We start from the raw sequence: 17,347 nt of genomic DNA, 5'->3' as shown, positions 1-17,347 counted from the left end.
CGACTTTTTACGTTCATTCAATGCAACCGAGCGTATAAAGGAGATAGTTATGCTTAGAACAACACTTCTGACAACGACGTGTGCATTGTTTATCGGTGGATCAGCCTTTGCACAGACTGCAACTCCGGCACCGGCCGAAGTAGCGCCAGCGGCGGCAGATCTCCCTGTTTCATCCCAGAATATGTTTGGCAGCCCATCAGCAGAAGATACGGACAAGATTGGTTTCATTGAAGCAAAAGATGGCCAGATACTTGTTTCAAGTTTCATAGGCCAAACCGTTTATGAAAGTGATGCAGCCGATGCCGCCTCTGTTGGCAAACTCAACGATCTTATTGTCAGCCCTGAGGGTCAAATTCAGGCCGCAATCATTGGCGTCGGTGGCTTTCTTGGAGTGGGTGAAAAGGATGTTGCTGTAAGTCCCGACCAGTTGCAGCTCGCAAAGCGCAGTGATGGTAAGAAATGGCTCGTAATTAAAGCCAGCAAGGATCAATTGACCGAAGCGCCAGTTTTTGATCGTTCGGCACTCTTTGTTGATGGTGTAGCTGATTCAACTGCTTCCAGCGTAACAAATGCCCCCGCAGTGGATACGCCAGCGAGTGACCCTGCCCCCGCGCCTGCTGCGCCTGCACCTGCACAATAATTAGATGAAACTCATATCCAGATTCAGTAATCCCGGCTTCAGGTCGGGATTTTTCTTTAAAATAGCCGTGAGAGTTGATTTCATGGACACCGGCACGTAACTCTATGAGTGATAAGTGTATTCAACTCCAATAACTGAATCATATTTTGGACGTTAATCGGGATAGTCTATTGTCTGAATTTTTCACTACTCACCCTTGGGCGCAGACGGTTGCAGCCCTTGTAGGCCTTTTCTTTGCGGCATTTGTAGCAAATTTTCTTATCAAGGCGATATTACTGAAAATCCTGGATAAGATTGTTCAGAAAACATCATTTGGGCAGGATGAAGAGCTTAAACGACACGGCGTGATTGCTCGTCTTGCCAATATTGTTCCGGCGCTGATCATTTCGGCGGGTATTGCAGCTGTGCCAGAGCTTCCGCATACTGCCTACAAAATTATCAGCAATGTTGCGATAGCATTCATTATTTTAACACTGGCCTTTACGATCAGCGCAGCACTGAGCGTTGTTGATACGCTTTATAGCCGCCGGGAAGAGTCAAAAGATCGTCCCATCAAGGGCTATGTTCAGGTCAGCAAGCTCGTCATTTATATTGTGGCGGTGGTGTTGATCATCGCTACACTTCTCGACCGATCACCTGTCATTCTGCTTTCAGGTGTTGGAGCTATGGCGGCAGTACTCATTCTGGTATTTCAGGATACGATTTTGTCCCTTGTAGCCAGTATGCAAATTGCGTCATCAAATATGGTACGCGTGGGTGACTGGATCGAAATGAAAAATCTGGATGCCAATGGCGATGTGGTCGAGATCGCGCTTTATACGGTGAAAGTTCAGAATTTCGACAAGACTATTACGACAGTTCCGATCCGCAAACTCATCACTGAACCGATGAAAAACTATCGTGGAATGCAGCAATCCGGTGGCCGCCGCATCAAGCGAGCGCTGTTTATCGATCAGGCAACAATCCGTTTTCTGAGCGAAGATGAGATTCAAAGCCTTGCTTCTATTGATCAGTTATCCGTCTATCTGTCGAAGAAAGAAAAGGAAATCGCCGAATGGAATGCAAAACTCGGCGATAAGGCGAAGAACCCGGTTAACAGGCGCCGCTTTACCAATATTGGAACTTTTCGCGCTTATGTTGAAACCTATCTGAAAAACCACCCCAATGTTCATAAAGGCATGACTTTGCTTGTGCGCCAGATGGATCCGACACCAGATGGTCTGCCGCTCGAAATCTATTGCTTTACCAATACGACGGTCTGGGCTGCTTATGAGCAAATCCAGTCCGATATTTTCGACCATCTCTATGCGGTGATGCCGGAATTTGGCCTTTATCCATTCCAGAATCCAAGCGGTGGCGATTTTCGCAAGCTCAATCTTGCGGATATTACTCCGTCTTCTGCAGGGTCCTGATAATTTCGGCCTGAAGTGCAGGAACTTTATATCCTGTTCGCCCTGGTGTCAGACCAAGGCGGACAATCGCCAGTTTAATCGATGGTACGATGATCAGGCTCTGACCATCATGACCCGACATCCAGAAGGCATCAGACGGGATGCCATCTGTTCCGGCTTTCACTCCTGCACTCTGTAGCCATGTCTGGGCTGATCCGTAACGGCCCTTGGAGGCCGCTGAAGGCTTTTGCATCAAACGGATAAAATCATCATCCAATAACTGTTTTTGACCGATTTTGCCCTTATCAAGCAATAGACTGGCAATCGATAACCAGTCACGTGCATTGGCATAAAGATATGATGAACCGGCAAGAACACCGCTGGCGTCAGCTTCCAACGTGGCGCTCGTAATCCCTAAAGGTTGATAGAGTTTTTCCTGCACATAAGTAAAAGCTTCTTCTGGAGTATCGAAACTGTCCATAAAAAGCTTTGACAGAATATTGGCGGTACCGCTTGAATAGTTAAAATGGCTGCCGGGCTGCGCTTCCAGCGGCAACGAGGCTGCGAATTGAGCCATATTATTTTCGAGGAAAAGCATGCGCGTTACATCTGTAACATTTCCATAATCTTCATCGAATTTGAGACCACTCTCCATTGCCAACAGATCAGAAAGCCTGATTTTCGAGCGGTCATCCTTTTCCCACTCTTGCAAGAGGTGGTCTTGTTGTAAATTCATTTTGCCTTCAGCAATACGCATTCCGATCAGCATTGCCATAACTGATTTTGTCATGGACCAGCCGAGCAAAGCTGTGTTGGCATCAAAACCTTCTCCGTATGCTTCAGCGACAAGTTGCCCATCTTTCAAGACCGCAATGGCGCGCATTCCCGCTCCTGCCAAATCCGGGTTTTCAATGATGTTCTGGATAGCCGGATTGATATTTATGTCAGCCGTGGACGCCGCAGCGTCGATAGTCATATCAAGTTTCGGGCGCAGGTCAGCAGCATGAATATTGGCACAACCAAGCCCCGGGCGATAAGTGGCTTTACTTGGTGCAAAGAAGCCAAAGATATGCGCCGTCACTGTGTCACTGGCATTATCGATTGAAACATCTACAAATTTAAGCAGTGGATGCCCCGGAGCCTGCACATCAAGCGCCAATACATCCTGCGGATTTCGGTTTGCCAGAAATACATTGGAACAGACAATTTTGGCAGCATAACCGGTGCCAACTTTAAGAAGTTCTGGTGGCCTTAAACTCAGCCATAGGATAATGGCCAGCAGAGATAGGAGGAAAATAAAGCCGATAATTTTCAAAAAACGCATTATGTCTCCTCCCCAATGCTGCAAGGGCTAAGTGCTTTTTCTCAGCCAGTTATCCATTCCGTTTGCCGCAGCTTTCGCAGTTGCAAAACATGCCGTCAAAAGATAGCCGCCGGTTGGGGCTTCCCAATCAATCATTTCACCGGCGACAAAAAGGCCTGGCATTTTGATAAGCATATAATGCTCATCAATCTCGCTCCATTCTATGCCACCTGCAGAAGATATAGCCTCATCAATAGGGCGAGCACGCAAAAGAGGAACCTTCAGAGCTTTGATATTCTGTGCAAGCCTGACAGGATCTTTGTCCCGCTGGAATTCAAGCACAAGAGCCGCTTTGACGCCTGTCAGTGAAGCTCCTTTTCTTAATATATTACTTATACTTGTTTTCTTATCTTGACGAGAAAGATCAAGTGTCAGGCGTTCAAGAGAGCGGCCGGGCGCGAGGTCAAGGAGCAGATTGGCACAGCCCTGGTGTTCAAGCTCATCACGCAAGGCAGCTGAATGGGCATAGACGAGACTGCCTTCAACACCGCTGCTTGTGATTACGAATTCGCCCTGCGTTACACCGGCCTTGCTGGTGATCGTCACTGATTTGACTGGCTCGCCTGCGAAACGCTCAGCAAAAAAATCACTCCATTTGACATCAAAGCCGCAATTGGCTGGGCGCATAGGAGCAATTTTAACACCTTGTTCTGCGAATGGTTTCATCCATAAAGCATCAGATCCAAGCCTGGGCCAGCTTGCGCCACCGAAAGCAAACAAAGCGGCATCGCAGGATATAATTTCTGTGCCTGAAGGGGTCTGGATTACAGGCTTACCCGACTGAAAACCGATCCATTTATGGCGAGTGCATATTTTGACACCCTGCGCTTCCAGTTTTTGTATCCATCTGCGCAACAATGGAGAAGCTTTCATGGCCTTGGGAAACACCCGACCTGAGGAACCGACAAAGGTTTCAGCACCGAGCATATCTGCCCATTCTCGTAAATTCTGAGGTGTGAATTGCTGCAAGGCTGATGAGAGCAGATCATTGCTCGCACCATAGCGCTGCGCAAAGCGCACAAAATCTTCGGAATGTGTGATATTGAGACCCGATTTTCCAGCCAGCAGAAATTTGCGCCCGACTGTCGGCATTTTCTCATAAACAGTGACAGAATAGCCAAGCGCTGATAAAATTTCGGCGGCGAACAATCCAGCAGGCCCACCACCGAAGATAGCAACAACCTTCTTACGCATCGCTTTCAGCGCTGAAGACATGGGTCAATCTTCTTTTTCCAGCATTTCTTTAACAGATGTCGCTAACTGTTTGAGAGAAAACGGCTTTGGCAAGAATCCAAACTTTGCATCCTCAGGCAGATTGCGTGCAAATGCATCCTCTGCATAACCGGAAACAAAGATGAATTTGATATCCGGGTGCGTCTTGCGCAATTCACGCAGCAGTGTCGGCCCGTCCATTTCAGGCATGACAACGTCAGAAACAACAATGTCAACCTGACCGTTGAGTTCTTCAAGCACCTCAAGTGCTTCAACGCCTGATGCCGCTTCGTGCACTGTATAGCCCCGTGATTGCAGAGCGCGTACGCCCCCCATGCGAACCGCATCTTCATCTTCAACAAGAAGAACTGTAGCCGAACCCGAAAGGTCTGCCGCCTTTTCCTGCTTCTTTTCCTTGGTCGCTACAGGCGCATTTTCAGCGCCTTTTTCTTCAATATGGCTTGGCAGGAAGATTTTGAATGTGGTTCCCTTGCCGACTTCAGAGTCGCAATAAATGAATCCACCGGTTTGTTTGATAATGCCATAGACCATCGAGAGGCCAAGACCTGTACCCTTGCCGACTTCCTTGGTGGTAAAGAACGGTTCAAAGATTTTTTCCAGTACGTCAGCCGGAATACCGCTACCAGTATCTTCAACTTCAAAGACGACATAATCTGCTTCCGGCAGATCGCGATAATTAAGGGTAGCGACTTCCTGCGCTTTGACATTGCGCGTGCGAAGCGTGATCTCGCCACCCTCAGGCATTGCGTCACGGGCATTTACGGCAAGATTCACCGCGACCTGTTCAAACTGGCCAAGATCGGCCTTTACTGGCCATACATCGCGTCCATGCTCGATTTTAAGTGTAATGTCTTTGCCAACCAGACGCGCAAGCAGCATCCGCAAATCAGCCAGAACATCGGTCAGGTCCAGAACTTCAGGACGCAGCGTCTGACGACGTGAGAATGCAAGCAATTGCCGCACAAGAGATGCAGCCCTGTTAGCATTTTGCTTGATATTCATAATGTCCGGGAAAGACGGGTCGGAAGCACGGTAATTGCTTAAGAGCAAATCCGACGACATGATAATAGCAGTCAGCACATTGTTGAAGTCATGGGCAATACCGCCGGCGAGCTGTCCGACAGCTTGCATCTTCTGGCTTTGTGCCATCTGATTTTCAAGTGCTTTCTGCTCGGTGGTTTCCACCGCGGAAATTATGGCTGCTTCTTCACTGGTTTCGCGCAAATCTGTAACGGCACTAAGATAAAAGCGGATATGCCGGTCTTCATTGCCCGGAAGAACCGTATCGACCGGTGAGATGCTGGCCTGCCCTGCAAAAGCCGCAGCCAGCGCCTTATTAAAGGTTTCTCGATCACGTTCATGAACAACATTTTCAAGCTTGATACGGTTATCTACGGCATCGCGATCAACGACCGGTGCGAAAATATCAAGAAAACGTGCATTGGTACGTAAAGTATGTCCTTGGGCATCAACTGCTGCAATTGCCATTGGAGCCGAGTTGAAAAAGCGTGTGAAACGCACCTCAGCCGAACGCAATGCGGCGGATGAATCTTCACCCTCGGCACGATCAAGAACGATGGTGCGGCTTGTGCCGCGCGTACCGTCGCGTGCTGCCTGAACACGGTGATAAAAGCGAACAGCGAGGCTCTGACCATTACGCTTGATAAGGTCGAGGTCTATGACTGTGTTACGGCTGGTGCCCGGCTCTACTTTGACGGCTTTGATAAGCGCCATGCCGCTGCCTGCAACAATATCATTGAGCGTGAGAGAACCCGGCGTGAACTGTGTTAGGTCAACGCCAAGCCATTCTGCAAGCGTGGCATTGAGATAGATGATACGCCCCGAAGGATCAGCCGAGAAAAAACCTGCCGGTGCATGATCAAGGTGATTGATTGCTTCCTGCAATTCTTGAAAAAAGCGCTCCTGTTCAGCACGCTCATCGGAGATATCCGAAATCTGCCAGGCAACAAGTTGCCCCTTGTAATCCTGTCCGCCATCAACCGGCCTTGCCTTGATCCTGTACCAGGACGGGATAGCTATATTTTTCTCATCATGTGCAAGCCCGCCAGAAATACGGACTTCCTCCTGCGCAAACAGACCATCACGCACAGCATTTGTGAGGCGGTAAATTGCATCGGAAGCCGCTGGCTCTGTTGTCAGAATATTATCAAGGGAGCGCACTCCATCCGCAGCCGCTGCACCAATCATATTGGTATAGGCGTTGTTGGCATAGATAATCTGGCCGCGTGCATCAGAAATGACTGTGCCTTCTGGCATGGTATCCATGAAGCGATGTGCAAGATCCTGTGCGCCGTGGCGCTGACTGAACCCGATCAGGCCGGTGGCGGCTCCGAAGAGATAAAAAACACCGATCATGGACAGGATGCCCATCAATATGATTGCAAACCCATCTCCGAGCTGATCGCGAAACAAGAAATAGCTAACTGCTGCAACGATCAGAACAATACCGATAAACAGAAGCCGCAGGGCGGAATTTGAGCCACGCTTTGGCATAACGAGCGGTTTCGGATAATTATTGTCCGTCGGTCGTGACATCATGCCCACCGCCCTTTCCTGCTGTTTCGCTGAGCTGCAAGGACGTAAAAGCATCCTTTTGCTGTTTGTTTCAGCTTAAGCGCTATTTCATTCATCAAGCAAAACCAATCACGTTTCTTGAAACGTTTTCCAGCTTTATGTGTCGTGCCAGAGTTTCACACATATTGCAGGGTATATACGATTCGCAGAATGCGTTAATTGCCGGACAGCACAAGCGTTGAGCCTTTAAAACTGTATGGCTCTATGTGTTTTGCACTGTTTTGGCTTGGGATCATATGTTTTCATCAATCAATGGAACATTCCCAATGCGGTCTAATTAAACTATTATTGCGTTAAACATCTGTTGTCGCAGTGAATGGAAGCGTGTGGAATTCCAGCTTCCCATTGCCGGCATTATCGTTTTTATATTGAGAGGGATATCCGCATGAAGGAATGGCTCAGCGGTCTTGTCGGGGAAGGTATGGCAAATATTGTCGGCTTCATCCTTATTTTTGCGATCATTCTTGGTGGTATTTTTGTTGTTTTGAGCATAATCCGGCGTTTTAGTGGCGGAACTTTTTCCTCGAATAGTCGATCAGGGCGCCAGCCAAGACTTTCGGTGATGGATGCGGCCGCAGTCGATAGCCGTCGTAAACTCGTTCTGATCCGCCGCGATGATGTTGAGCATCTTCTGCTGATCGGTGGACCGTCGGATGTTGTTGTTGAACAGAATATTGTTATGGAATCGCGCACGAATCCACGTTCGCAACCATCACGCATTGACCCGGAACATATTGAACGTTTTCGCCAGCATGAAGCTGGTATTACTTCTGATGAAACAGATCGCCCTGCATTGTCGCAACCTGTTGAGCCGCAGGTGGAAAAACAAGAACCCATTCAGCTTAACTCAGCAATCGAACCACTTTTGGAGCGCAAAGCGGAACCAATCCGTGAAACTCCTTCACAGCACATAAAGCAGGAAACACCCCAGTTTCGTACACCTCCGCGTGCGCCGGTTACGCCCCCAGCACCCGTTGTCACGACATCAGCACGCTCCCAGACACCGCGCCCTGCCCCTAATTATCCGCCGCAGCCACGCACGGTTCTTCCCGCCGCACATTCAGCGGAACAATCAAATACACAACGCCTGCATCCAGCTTATCCATTAAGTCAGGTCTCACGCGGTGTTCTGAATTCAACTTCCGGCACGGGTTCAAATGTCACAGCCGCTGCTGCCACGCTTGCAGGTTCCAGTCTTGGCAACGTAACGCCTGTCGCTGATGCGCCGACAAATATCAAAGCAAAAACGCCTGAAACCAGCACTGCCATGCCCAGTCCACCTGTCATGCCAGTATCAGCACCTGACTTATCTGCTTCCAAAAAGCCAGAACCAGCAGTAGCAATTACGCCAGATGATGATCTGGGCGATATTGGCGGGGCTTTACATGATGCGATCATGGCCGATCTCAGAAGTGACAATACGGCGGCTGAAAATGCCCAGGACCCCGGCATATTGGAAGTTGATATTTTCGAGGAAGAACTTCTGGGATCACTTGATATTTCTCCAAGTGATGGGGAGTCAGATAGTAGTATTGAGGATGAAATGGAAAAATTACTTGGAGAACTTACGCGCGATGAAGCACGCAAGCTCTGATGTATAAACTCTATTGAATTCCAAGTGAACGATATGAAAAGAAGGAAGGCGCTCCAACTCTTTCTACCTTAAGCATAATCTTATCGATTCTCGTTGAACGAAGATCGGATCATGCTCTAGGGTCAGGACCCATTAATTTGATGAAAATGGCATCTGAAATGACCAGATTTGCAAGGAGAGACGTGAGGACCGGGGTGGTTCCCCCGGTTGAGCGGCTCGACGCAGCAGATCGCCAAGTCATTTCGATGTCCGAAGGATGTGGTCCATCCGCCCGGCCTACTTCGTCGTAAAGTCTTGAAAATGAACCACATTTCCTTCGCCTTTCCTTCTCGTATCCGAACGGATGGCCTCACACCATTCCCGTCAAATTAATGAGTCCTGACCCTAAGCAAGTAGCGCCTTTTTTTACAGGTTGCGATTAAAAAGAAAAAGGCTGCGAAAATCGCAGCCTGTAAAATTCTTGTCGATTGTCTGGAAATCAATCGTCGCGATAAACCTTTTCGCGGCGCTCGTGGCGCTCTTGTGCTTCAATTGAAAGTGTTGCGATTGGTCGTGCATCCAGCCTTTTCAAGCTGATTGGATCACCGGTCTCCTCACAAAAACCGTAAGTCCCCTCGTCAATACGGCTCATGGCTGCATCGATTTTAGAAATCAGCTTGCGCTGCCTGTCACGAGCGCGAAGTTCAATTGCCCGATCCGTTTCGGAGGATGCCCTATCCGCCAGGTCCGGGTGGTTTGCATTTTCCTGCTGTAGAGCATCGAGAGTTTCCCGAGCTTCGCGCAGGATATCATTCCTCCATGCAACAAGCTTTGCACGAAAGTAAGACTTCTGCCGTTCATTCATGAACGGCTCGTCTTCAGTGGGCCTATAGTCAAGGTCGATCAATTCACTCATTCTGAATCACCCCACATCTAGGAGACGCGTGCGGTTATATAAGTCGATCATAACTGCGACACAACATTAATCACACGTGGTTCGCAATTTTTTAATGCATCAAAATTGTGTGATTATGATGAAATAATAAGCAAATAAATTTCAAATTATAGTTTATTCGTTTTTATTTCTAAAAAACATTTTAATCTTTTCAGATTGATATGCTTTTGTGAAACATAATTGCCAGACTTATACAATCTTTCGTTAAAATAATGCCCATTATTGCAGCATAACTATCTGTGTATATTTATTCTTTTCGTCAAAAAAATCAGCCAAAATTGCGACTTATGGCAATCTTTTGTAGAAATTTTAGCATAGACTGATGCCCGTTCGGTCACAAAATGCAGTTGGAAACCTTTCATGAGTCGTCTTTTCCTTCTCCGACATGCCAAAGCTCAATGGGCAAAACCTTCGACAAAGGATTTTGACAGACCACTGGAGGAAGAAGGAATTGCCTCTTTGGAGAATCTGGCACAAGCCATGCAAAAAGCTGGTACTCTCCCTGAATGTATCGTGCTTTCAGCCTCTCATCGTACGCGACAGACAGCAGAAATACTGGTTGAGTGCCTCGGCATAGATGTTGAAATGATTATTGACGACACGATTTATAGCGGCGGCGCGGCGGAGTATCTGCAATCTATAAAAAACAATGCAGGCTCCAGACAATTAATGTTGGTTGGGCATAATCCGAGCATCGAGGATCTGGCACTTGCGCTTTGCAATGATGGCCACGAACCCAGTATGGCTCGTCTTGAAGCAGGATTTCCAACGGCTGCTCTTGCAATCATTGCTTTTGATGGTCCTCTTTCAGACATTGCACCCGGCAAAGGGTATCTGGAAAGTTTTCCGCACCCTCATTAACCAGTTTCGTCAGGGCGAGAGGCCCTGCCCTGTTGATAGAGCTTGCAAGTTCCTATTTATGGTTTTGAGGCGATAAATTCTGCGAGGGACGAATTGGCAAAACTGACCAGTTTCGGCGATGAAGCAAAGATTGCATTTGACACCCTGACCGAGCGGGCGACAGGCTTGATATCGCCTTCGCTCAGATTGGGAGTAACAGGGCTTTCGCGTGCCGGAAAAACTGTTTTCATCACAGCTTTGGTGCATAATATGCTCCATGGTGGCCGCCTGCCCTTGTTTGAAGCATATAAATCCGGTCGTATTTCACGCTCGCTTCTGGAGCCTCAGCCCGATGATGCCGTGCCTCGTTTTCAATATGAAGAGCATCTTGCAGCGCTGTTGGACGAGCGCATCTGGCCGGATTCCACACGTGCAATTTCCCAGCTACGTTTAACCATTGAATATGAGACGGCATCGGCGTGGGGACGCTGGCTTTCACCGGGGCGCCTGTCCGTTGATATTGTTGACTATCCCGGTGAATGGCTGCTTGATCTGCCCTTGCTCGGCAAAACCTATAGTGAATTCAGTGCGGATTCCTTCGCCCTTGCCAAGGAACCAACCCATATCGATCTGGCGCAGGACTGGCTTTCAGAAGCGCAAGCAGTGAGGCCTTCTGATAATGCCGATGAATTGATTGTGCAAAGACTGGCCAAAAGCTTCACCGCATATTTACGCGCTGGTAAGGCCGACGAGCGTGCATTGTCGACCCTTCCGCCAGGGCGTTTTCTGATGCCCGGTGACATGGAAGGTTCGCCAGCACTCACATTTGCACCTTTGCCCGACCTAAAAGCGGAAAATTTTAAAAGCGGCAGTCTGGCAGCGATGATGGCGCGTCGTTATGAGGCTTACAAAACCCATGTCGTAAAGCCTTTTTTTCGTGAGCATATTGCACGGCTTGACCGTCAGATTATCCTGATTGATGCCATGCAGGCGATGAATGCCGGTGGGGCCGTGGTTGCCGACCTTGAACGTGCACTCACAGATATTCTTTCCTGCTTCCGACCTGGACGTGTTAACCTGCTTACCGGTCTCATACAGCGCCGCATTGGTCGAATTCTCGTTGCAGCTACCAAGGCGGATCATCTGCATCATGAAAGCCATGACAGGTTGCAGGCTATTGTTCGTCGTCTCGTTGAACGTGCAATTGAGCGTGCGGATTTTTCGGGTGCCGATATTGAAGTGCTGGCCATGGCTGCCGTTCGTTCCACCCGCGAGGCTACTGTGAAAGAAGGCAGGGACACGCTACCTGTTATCATCGGAACGCCACTTAAAGGTGAGCGCATTGACGGTGAAGTCTTTGATGGTGAAACAGAAACTGCTATATTTCCCGGTGATTTACCAAAGAATCCTAATGTAATATTTGAATCTTCCCTTTCCAATGATGAGCCAGCAATACGCTTTGTACGCTTCAGGCCTCCGCGTCTGGAGAGGACGGCAGAGGGCATAACTCTTTCACTGCCCCATATCCGGCTTGATCGTGCATTGCAGTTTCTGATTGGAGATCGACTGGCATGAGTGAGCAACCTCCCCGCAAGCCGATGTCATTTACCGTTGAGCGGCCTGTCGAAAAACAGGCTGAGCAAGAAATTCCGCGCCGTCCCCGCGCTGTGACGGATCTCGAAAATATTATACCGGAGATTGATGTTTTTGCGTTGAGCGAAGAGGAAGCGGCAGAACTTGAAATTCTGGATCCGGCTTTTGAAGCACCTTCTCGCCGTGGCTGGTCTTTGAGCAAGGTTTTATTCGGTGCCTTGGGTATTCTCGCTTCTTTTGCCATCGGCATCTGGATACAGGATCTCATCCAGTCGCTTTTCGCCAGAGCTGACTGGTTGGGCTGGACAGCATTTGGTGTGGCAATGGTCGCACTTGCGGCTTTTGCAGCAATAATTACACGCGAACTGATTGCCTTGCGCCGGCTGGCATCTGTACAGCATTTGCGAAAACATGCTGCCGATGCAGCCGAACATGATGATATGGTGGCAGCGCGTAAATCCGTTGATGAGCTGCGTGCAATTGCGGTCAGCCTGCCAAAAACGGCACGCGGTCGCCAGATGCTCGATGGGCTGAGCGACGAGATCATTGATGGGCGCAATCTCATCCGCCTTGCTGAAACCGAAATATTGCGTCCTCTGGATCGTGAAGCGCGTGCTTTGATTCTCAATGCTTCCAAGCGGGTATCTATCGTAACAGCGATAAGTCCGCGTGCGCTTGTTGATATCGGTTATGTGATTTTTGAATCCGCACGTCTCATTCGCAGATTATCGCAACTCTATGGTGGTCGCCCTGGAACACTTGGGTTTCTTAAACTTGCACGTCGTGTTGTAGCGCATCTGGCGGTCACAGGAACCATTGCAATGGGCGACAGTGTCATTCAGCAGCTTATCGGCCATGGACTGGCATCGCGCCTCTCGGCCAAGCTCGGCGAAGGTGTTGTCAATGGTTTGATGACAGCACGCATCGGTATTGCAGCTATGGATGTTGTGCGCCCCTTCCCGTTCAATGCAGAAAGACGTCCCGGTATTGGTGACTTCATTGGCGATATTGCGCGTATTAATGGTGAAAAGCCGACAAAAAACGAGCGCAAATAATCCGTGAATTTTGTAGCTTCAACGGCAAAGAAAACCAACCGTTAACCATTAACGGCGAATATAGACTGAAAATATAGGTGCTCGATAATGCGATTCCGGTACCTTTAAAACACTCTGGCTTCTGGAGCATATGGGGTATCCGGTTGCGGCGTGTTGGTAAATAATCTATTGGAATAGTGCCTTTCAGATCGAGATTTCGGGACAGAGCTGACTATGAAAAATTACATTGCTGCATGCCTGACGCTACTGCCCGTATCATTTTTTGCTGCGCCAGCAATGGCCGCAGATAAGGATGAACAGTTCTTTCAGACGATTGAAGGCAAGTGGTCTGGTCCGGGTGAAATCGTTGCCGGCAAATATAAAGGTACAAAATTCGTCTGTAATCTTGCCGGTACAACGCCTGATACCACAGTTGGCATGACGCTTGATGGCACGTGCCGCGTTGGTGTATTCTCACAGCAGATGAAAGCGACTGTGACCCGCAATGGTTCCAGCTATTCTGGCAAATTCAATGATGGTGCAGAAGGCAAAGGCCTGAATGTCACCTCGGGTTCTGTGTCAGGCAATAAAGTCGTTCTTGGGCTTAACCGCAAGGAACTCAATGGGGCCATGCTTGCTCGCGTTGCTGACAAGAACACCATGAATGTAACGGTATCTGTGCGCGTTGATAAGGAACTGGTTCCGGTGATCGGTATGAGCCTCAAGCGCGTCGACAATATTGCTGTTGGCAGCATAGCTAAAAATTAAAACTGATCTTATTCAAGCCACCAGCCCGCATCCGTGCGGGCTTTTTCTATTTCGGAACTTGCACAGACAGCGTTCCATTCAGCTATGCTTTGACCTGCGACTTCAAGCTCTGGTGCAATATCGTTGAGCGGAACCAGAACGAATGCACGCTCCTGCATGCGTGGATGAGGCAGTTCAAGTGCCGCTTCATTCATAATGATCGCGTCACCTGCGATCGTTTCCATTGCAAGAATATCAATATCAATAATGCGTGGTCCCCAGCGTTCCAGCCGTATGCGCTTGAGTGAACGCTCAACATCAAGGCAGGTCTTGATCAGTTGAAGTGGTGTAAGCGACGTTTCAATTTCCGCGCATGCATTGTGAAACCACGCCTGATCGGTCTTCCCCCAGGGTGGAGTGCGATAGACCTTTGATACAGCAACTACATTTATATCTTCACTTCTATCAAGCAGCTTCAGCGCTTTTGCCATTGATAGAATGGGGTCATCGATATTACCGCCAAGGCCAAGCCAGGCACGATAAGGCATGGTATGGTTCATCAGCGTGGGTAAACCACTGTTACTTCAACATGATCAAGCACGCCGGCAACCGGAGCATTCGGCTTGCGAATGGTGACTTCAGCCCGCTTTATCTGCGGGAAACGTGCCACCAGTGCTTTGCCAACATCGAGTGCGAGGGTTTCAATCAGATAACGCTGGCGGCCCGTGATGATATCCTGAATAACTGCAAAAGCGATGCCATAATGAACCGTGCCTTCAATGTCATCATTTTCCAGTGAATTGCCGGGATCGACATCAAGGATCGCATCGACATAGAAGCGTTGCCCAAGCTTGTGTTCTTCATCAAAAACGCCGTGATGCGCAAAGAATGCGCAATTCATGATGCGGATGGTGTACACGGCTATGCTTCCTGTTTCGAGTTGGACCTGCTTTGCAGGATAGCATCTGCAACTGCAAGAGCGTCTTTGTTAAAAGCGACATTGTGAACACGGAAAATGTCGGCTCCTGCCAATCGCAGTGCGATAGATGTCGCTGCCGTTCCTGCATCACGCATCAACGGGTCAGCCTGCCCGGTTATCGCGCCAATAAAACGCTTGCGCGATGTTCCGACAAGCAAGGGATAACCGAAATTTTGTAATTCTTCCAGACGCGCCATCAGCGAAATGTCTTCGTCCGCATCCTTGCCAAAGCCGAAACCCGGATCAAGAGTGATATGGGAAGCAGCAATGCCAGCCCTGCCCGCGATTTCAAGAGATTTATCGAGAAAGGCAAACTGATCGGCAATCACATCGCGATTGCGATCTCGTTCGCGGCTGGTGTGCATGATAACAAGACCTGCTCCTGTATCTTTTGCAACTTGTGCTATTTCAGGTTCTTTTTGCAAACCCCAGACATCATTGACGATATGTGCACCGGCTTCAACCGCAAGCCGCGCTGTCGATGCGCGATATGTATCAATCGAGATTGCACAGTCAAATTCCTGAGCAAGCGCATGAATGACAGGAATAACCCGTGCAGCCTCTGTTTCAGCGTCAATATTCACAGCGCCAGGGCGGGTGGATTCGCCACCTACATCGATGATTGTTGCACCCTCTTCGAGCATTTTTTTGGCGGCAATCAGCGCCTTATCCAGATCAAGGTGATGACCACCATCAGAAAATGAGTCTGGTGTAACATTCAAAATGCCCATGATGACAGATTTTGAACCCAATTGGAGACTACGGCCATGAGCAAGTTGCCATTGTTTGATCATTAATGAATATTCCAATTGTTTATCGACGCTTTGACGCAACCATCCACACATGATGCGATTTTATGAACTGCGTTATAGTTCTCTTGACGATTGCATGCCATGTTGCTGATCAATGAATGTCTATTTTTCTTTTGATGTATGAAGAGGTGCCGGAACATGTCTTTGAAGAAACGGGTTCTGGCATTGGGGCTTGCATTTGTCATCATGTCACCACAGGTGCAGGCCGCCTCCATCTTCCGCACTTTCAACTATTATAATATTAATGGAAAGACCGCGGAAGATCTGGACAAGGCGCTTTCACGCAGCGGACCTTTTCTTAAAAAGACCGGGCAACATCATCCAGGTGCAGCCGAGATTCGTTTTGATGCCAAAGTTCGATATGGACGTGCAACAGGTGATCGTGCCTGCAAGGTTCAGGACGTTTATGTGAATGTATATGCCAAAGTCATGCTGCCACGTTGGAAACAACGCCGAAAAGCCGGTCCTGAACTCGCATTGATCTGGGATACGCTGTATCAGGATATTCGTCGCCACGAAGAAAGTCATATTGTAATTGCACGCAGCCATGCCAGTGAAATGGAACGTCAGATAAAAGCACTGCGCAGTCAAAAGGATTGCGCTACATTACGTGCCAATATCGACAAAGTGACTGATCGTCTGATGATTGCTCATGACAAGGCGCAGGAATATTTCGACAAGGTCGAGACGATCAATTTTGAACGGCGTTTTGAGCGTCTGTTGACATATAATCTTGAAAAAATGATTCAGCAGCCTTGAAGTTCATATGCCGATGAATCGTGTAGTCAGAATTCATCGGTACACAGATCTTACTACTAGAACGCCGATCTGATTGAATCAGATCGGCGTTCTAAAGTCTTTTACTTGAAGCATAATCTTATCGATCCTCGTTGAACGAAGATCGGATTATGCTCTAAAAATCAATTCTGGCGTTCTGGCACTTTTACGACAAGGCCATCAATTTCATCGCTGACACGAATCTGGCACGAAAGCCGCGAATTGGCCTGCGGTTCATATGCGAAGTCCAGCATATCTTCTTCCATCGCATCCGGTCCGCCAACAATCTCTGTCCAGCTCTCATCAATGTAGACGTGACATGTTGCACATGCACAGGCGCCGCCGCATTCTGCATCAATGCCCGGAACACCATTGCGAATTGCAGCCTCCATCACGCTCGATCCGTTATCTGCTTCAACCTCCAGACGTGAGGCACCATCTGCGGATACGAAGATAATCTTTGTCATTTTAAGTTCCTGAACACGCCCGAAAGCGCGATTGACAGATGTTGTGCGAAACTAAAATTAGCGCAACAAGTTTCATTGATTTCTTGATGAGGCAAATACGGCCTAATTCAGCGAGTTTCAACCATGCGAACCTGCCCTGAAGGCAAACTGCGCCAATATGCCGTTAAAAACTCCATATATGAGATTAAAGCCTCTCGCATAAGGTTGAATGAAAACGCATTCAGGCTTACAATTATTGCACAGTACGAATACACTTCTAATTGCTACATGATTTTAACTCTCTTTATGCGTGTATTTTTGTTAACGAATTAACGATCATGCGGTAGATATGTAAGCATGATCAGTTTG

General features: G+C 48.5%; 16 protein-coding genes. 8 read left to right on the top strand and 8 right to left on the bottom strand.

Translation table 11 applies throughout. The features are described 5' to 3' along the window. Window positions 1-49 precede the first annotated feature (49 nt). Both FHY56_RS07765 and FHY56_RS07760 read left to right on the top strand, forming a co-directional pair. Entirely contained in the window at window positions 50-640 is a 591-nt protein-coding gene (locus FHY56_RS07765; RefSeq protein ID WP_140904601.1) for a PRC-barrel domain-containing protein, read from the top strand. Between the two features lie 170 nt (window positions 641-810). Continuing rightward, window positions 811-2,052: a mechanosensitive ion channel family protein gene (locus FHY56_RS07760; RefSeq protein WP_140904600.1), complete on the top strand. Its 1,242-nt coding sequence runs from the start codon at window positions 811-813 to the stop codon at window positions 2,050-2,052. On the opposite strand, the gene FHY56_RS07755 is transcribed toward FHY56_RS07760, so the two are convergent. Genes FHY56_RS07755 through cckA form a run of 3 tightly spaced genes read right to left on the bottom strand, consistent with a single transcriptional unit; the run spans window position 2,027 to window position 7,183 of the window. After that, a complete protein-coding gene (locus tag FHY56_RS07755) occupies window positions 2,027-3,355 on the bottom strand; it encodes a serine hydrolase domain-containing protein (RefSeq protein WP_140904599.1) in 1,329 nt (442 codons plus the stop codon). The two genes, FHY56_RS07760 and FHY56_RS07755, sit on opposite strands and share 26 nt — an antisense overlap. A gap of 27 nt (window positions 3,356-3,382) precedes the next feature. After that, window positions 3,383-4,588 carry a TIGR03862 family flavoprotein gene (locus FHY56_RS07750; protein WP_140904712.1) on the bottom strand — a complete coding sequence of 402 codons (1,206 nt, stop codon included), beginning with the start codon at window positions 4,586-4,588 and terminating at the stop codon, window positions 3,383-3,385. 24 nt (window positions 4,589-4,612) lie between these two features. Next, a complete protein-coding gene (gene cckA, locus FHY56_RS07745) occupies window positions 4,613-7,183 on the bottom strand; it encodes a cell cycle histidine kinase CckA (RefSeq protein WP_140904713.1) in 2,571 nt (856 codons plus the stop codon). 424 nt (window positions 7,184-7,607) lie between these two features. Between cckA and FHY56_RS07740 the strand changes: the two genes are divergently transcribed. Continuing rightward, the gene (locus FHY56_RS07740; protein WP_140904598.1) at window positions 7,608-8,816 is read left to right on the top strand and encodes a flagellar biosynthetic protein FliO; all 1,209 of its coding nucleotides are present in this window, start codon (window positions 7,608-7,610) and stop codon (window positions 8,814-8,816) included. Window positions 8,817-9,294: 478 nt separating this feature from the next. Here FHY56_RS07740 and dksA read toward each other — a convergent pair whose 3' ends face one another. After that, window positions 9,295-9,711, bottom strand: a complete 417-nt coding sequence (gene dksA, locus FHY56_RS07735; RefSeq protein ID WP_140904597.1) for an RNA polymerase-binding protein DksA — start codon at window positions 9,709-9,711, stop codon at window positions 9,295-9,297. A 399-nt stretch (window positions 9,712-10,110) separates the two neighbouring features. Between dksA and FHY56_RS07730 the strand changes: the two genes are divergently transcribed. The 4 genes from FHY56_RS07730 to FHY56_RS07715 all read left to right on the top strand — a co-directional run bounded on the left by FHY56_RS07730 (window position 10,111) and on the right by FHY56_RS07715 (window position 13,985). After that, complete coding sequence (locus FHY56_RS07730; RefSeq protein ID WP_140904596.1) at window positions 10,111-10,611, top strand: SixA phosphatase family protein; 501 nt, start codon at window positions 10,111-10,113, stop codon at window positions 10,609-10,611. Between the two features lie 93 nt (window positions 10,612-10,704). Then, window positions 10,705-12,165 carry a YcjX family GTP-binding protein gene (locus FHY56_RS07725; protein WP_140904595.1) on the top strand — a complete coding sequence of 487 codons (1,461 nt, stop codon included), beginning with the start codon at window positions 10,705-10,707 and terminating at the stop codon, window positions 12,163-12,165. Next, window positions 12,162-13,238 (top strand): YcjF family protein, encoded by a 1,077-nt coding sequence (locus tag FHY56_RS07720; RefSeq protein ID WP_140904594.1) that lies wholly within the window; start codon window positions 12,162-12,164, stop codon window positions 13,236-13,238. The genes FHY56_RS07725 and FHY56_RS07720 overlap by 4 nt, the downstream gene beginning before the upstream one ends. Window positions 13,239-13,451: 213 nt before the next feature. Further along, complete coding sequence (locus FHY56_RS07715) at window positions 13,452-13,985, top strand: hypothetical protein (RefSeq protein ID WP_140904593.1); 534 nt, start codon at window positions 13,452-13,454, stop codon at window positions 13,983-13,985. Window positions 13,986-13,993: 8 nt separating this feature from the next. Here the strand turns inward: FHY56_RS07715 and folK are convergent, their stop codons facing one another. From folK to folP, 3 genes are read right to left on the bottom strand one after another with little or no spacing between them, the layout of a single operon-like run. Continuing rightward, window positions 13,994-14,524 (bottom strand): 2-amino-4-hydroxy-6-hydroxymethyldihydropteridine diphosphokinase, encoded by a 531-nt coding sequence (folK, locus tag FHY56_RS07710; protein WP_140904592.1) that lies wholly within the window; start codon window positions 14,522-14,524, stop codon window positions 13,994-13,996. Beyond that, complete coding sequence (gene folB, locus FHY56_RS07705) at window positions 14,524-14,883, bottom strand: dihydroneopterin aldolase (protein ID WP_140904591.1); 360 nt, start codon at window positions 14,881-14,883, stop codon at window positions 14,524-14,526. Before folB ends, folK begins: the two co-directional genes overlap by 1 nt. A gap of 2 nt (window positions 14,884-14,885) precedes the next feature. After that, complete coding sequence (gene folP, locus FHY56_RS07700) at window positions 14,886-15,737, bottom strand: dihydropteroate synthase (protein ID WP_140904590.1); 852 nt, start codon at window positions 15,735-15,737, stop codon at window positions 14,886-14,888. A 156-nt stretch (window positions 15,738-15,893) separates the two neighbouring features. Between folP and FHY56_RS07695 the strand changes: the two genes are divergently transcribed. After that, a complete protein-coding gene (locus FHY56_RS07695; RefSeq protein ID WP_140904589.1) occupies window positions 15,894-16,514 on the top strand; it encodes a DUF922 domain-containing Zn-dependent protease in 621 nt (206 codons plus the stop codon). 161 nt (window positions 16,515-16,675) lie between these two features. Here FHY56_RS07695 and FHY56_RS07690 read toward each other — a convergent pair whose 3' ends face one another. Beyond that, window positions 16,676-16,999 (bottom strand): 2Fe-2S iron-sulfur cluster-binding protein, encoded by a 324-nt coding sequence (locus FHY56_RS07690; protein WP_140904588.1) that lies wholly within the window; start codon window positions 16,997-16,999, stop codon window positions 16,676-16,678. Window positions 17,000-17,347: the final 348 nt, after the last annotated feature.

The sequence above is a fragment of the Brucella gallinifaecis genome, from assembly GCF_006476605.1.
GTDB lineage: Bacteria > Pseudomonadota > Alphaproteobacteria > Rhizobiales > Rhizobiaceae > Brucella > Brucella gallinifaecis.
The sequence above is the reverse complement of the archived record's forward strand: the minus strand, read 5'-3'. Positions and strand labels throughout refer to the sequence as shown.

Coding starts and splice junctions, on each gene's coding strand:
- FHY56_RS07765 (WP_140904601.1), top strand. CDS start 50: ATGCTTAGAACAACACTTCTGACAACGACGTGTGCATTGTTTATCGGT.
- FHY56_RS07755 (WP_140904599.1), bottom strand. CDS start 3,355: ATGCGTTTTTTGAAAATTATCGGCTTTATTTTCCTCCTATCTCTGCTG.
- FHY56_RS07750 (WP_140904712.1), bottom strand. CDS start 4,588: ATGCGTAAGAAGGTTGTTGCTATCTTCGGTGGTGGGCCTGCTGGATTG.
- cckA (WP_140904713.1), bottom strand. CDS start 7,183: ATGTCACGACCGACGGACAATAATTATCCGAAACCGCTCGTTATGCCA.
- FHY56_RS07740 (WP_140904598.1), top strand. CDS start 7,608: ATGAAGGAATGGCTCAGCGGTCTTGTCGGGGAAGGTATGGCAAATATT.
- dksA (WP_140904597.1), bottom strand. CDS start 9,711: ATGAGTGAATTGATCGACCTTGACTATAGGCCCACTGAAGACGAGCCG.
- FHY56_RS07730 (WP_140904596.1), top strand. CDS start 10,111: ATGAGTCGTCTTTTCCTTCTCCGACATGCCAAAGCTCAATGGGCAAAA.
- FHY56_RS07720 (WP_140904594.1), top strand. CDS start 12,162: ATGAGTGAGCAACCTCCCCGCAAGCCGATGTCATTTACCGTTGAGCGG.
- FHY56_RS07715 (WP_140904593.1), top strand. CDS start 13,452: ATGAAAAATTACATTGCTGCATGCCTGACGCTACTGCCCGTATCATTT.
- folK (WP_140904592.1), bottom strand. CDS start 14,524: ATGAACCATACCATGCCTTATCGTGCCTGGCTTGGCCTTGGCGGTAAT.
- folP (WP_140904590.1), bottom strand. CDS start 15,737: ATGATCAAACAATGGCAACTTGCTCATGGCCGTAGTCTCCAATTGGGT.
- FHY56_RS07695 (WP_140904589.1), top strand. CDS start 15,894: ATGTCTTTGAAGAAACGGGTTCTGGCATTGGGGCTTGCATTTGTCATC.
- FHY56_RS07690 (WP_140904588.1), bottom strand. CDS start 16,999: ATGACAAAGATTATCTTCGTATCCGCAGATGGTGCCTCACGTCTGGAG.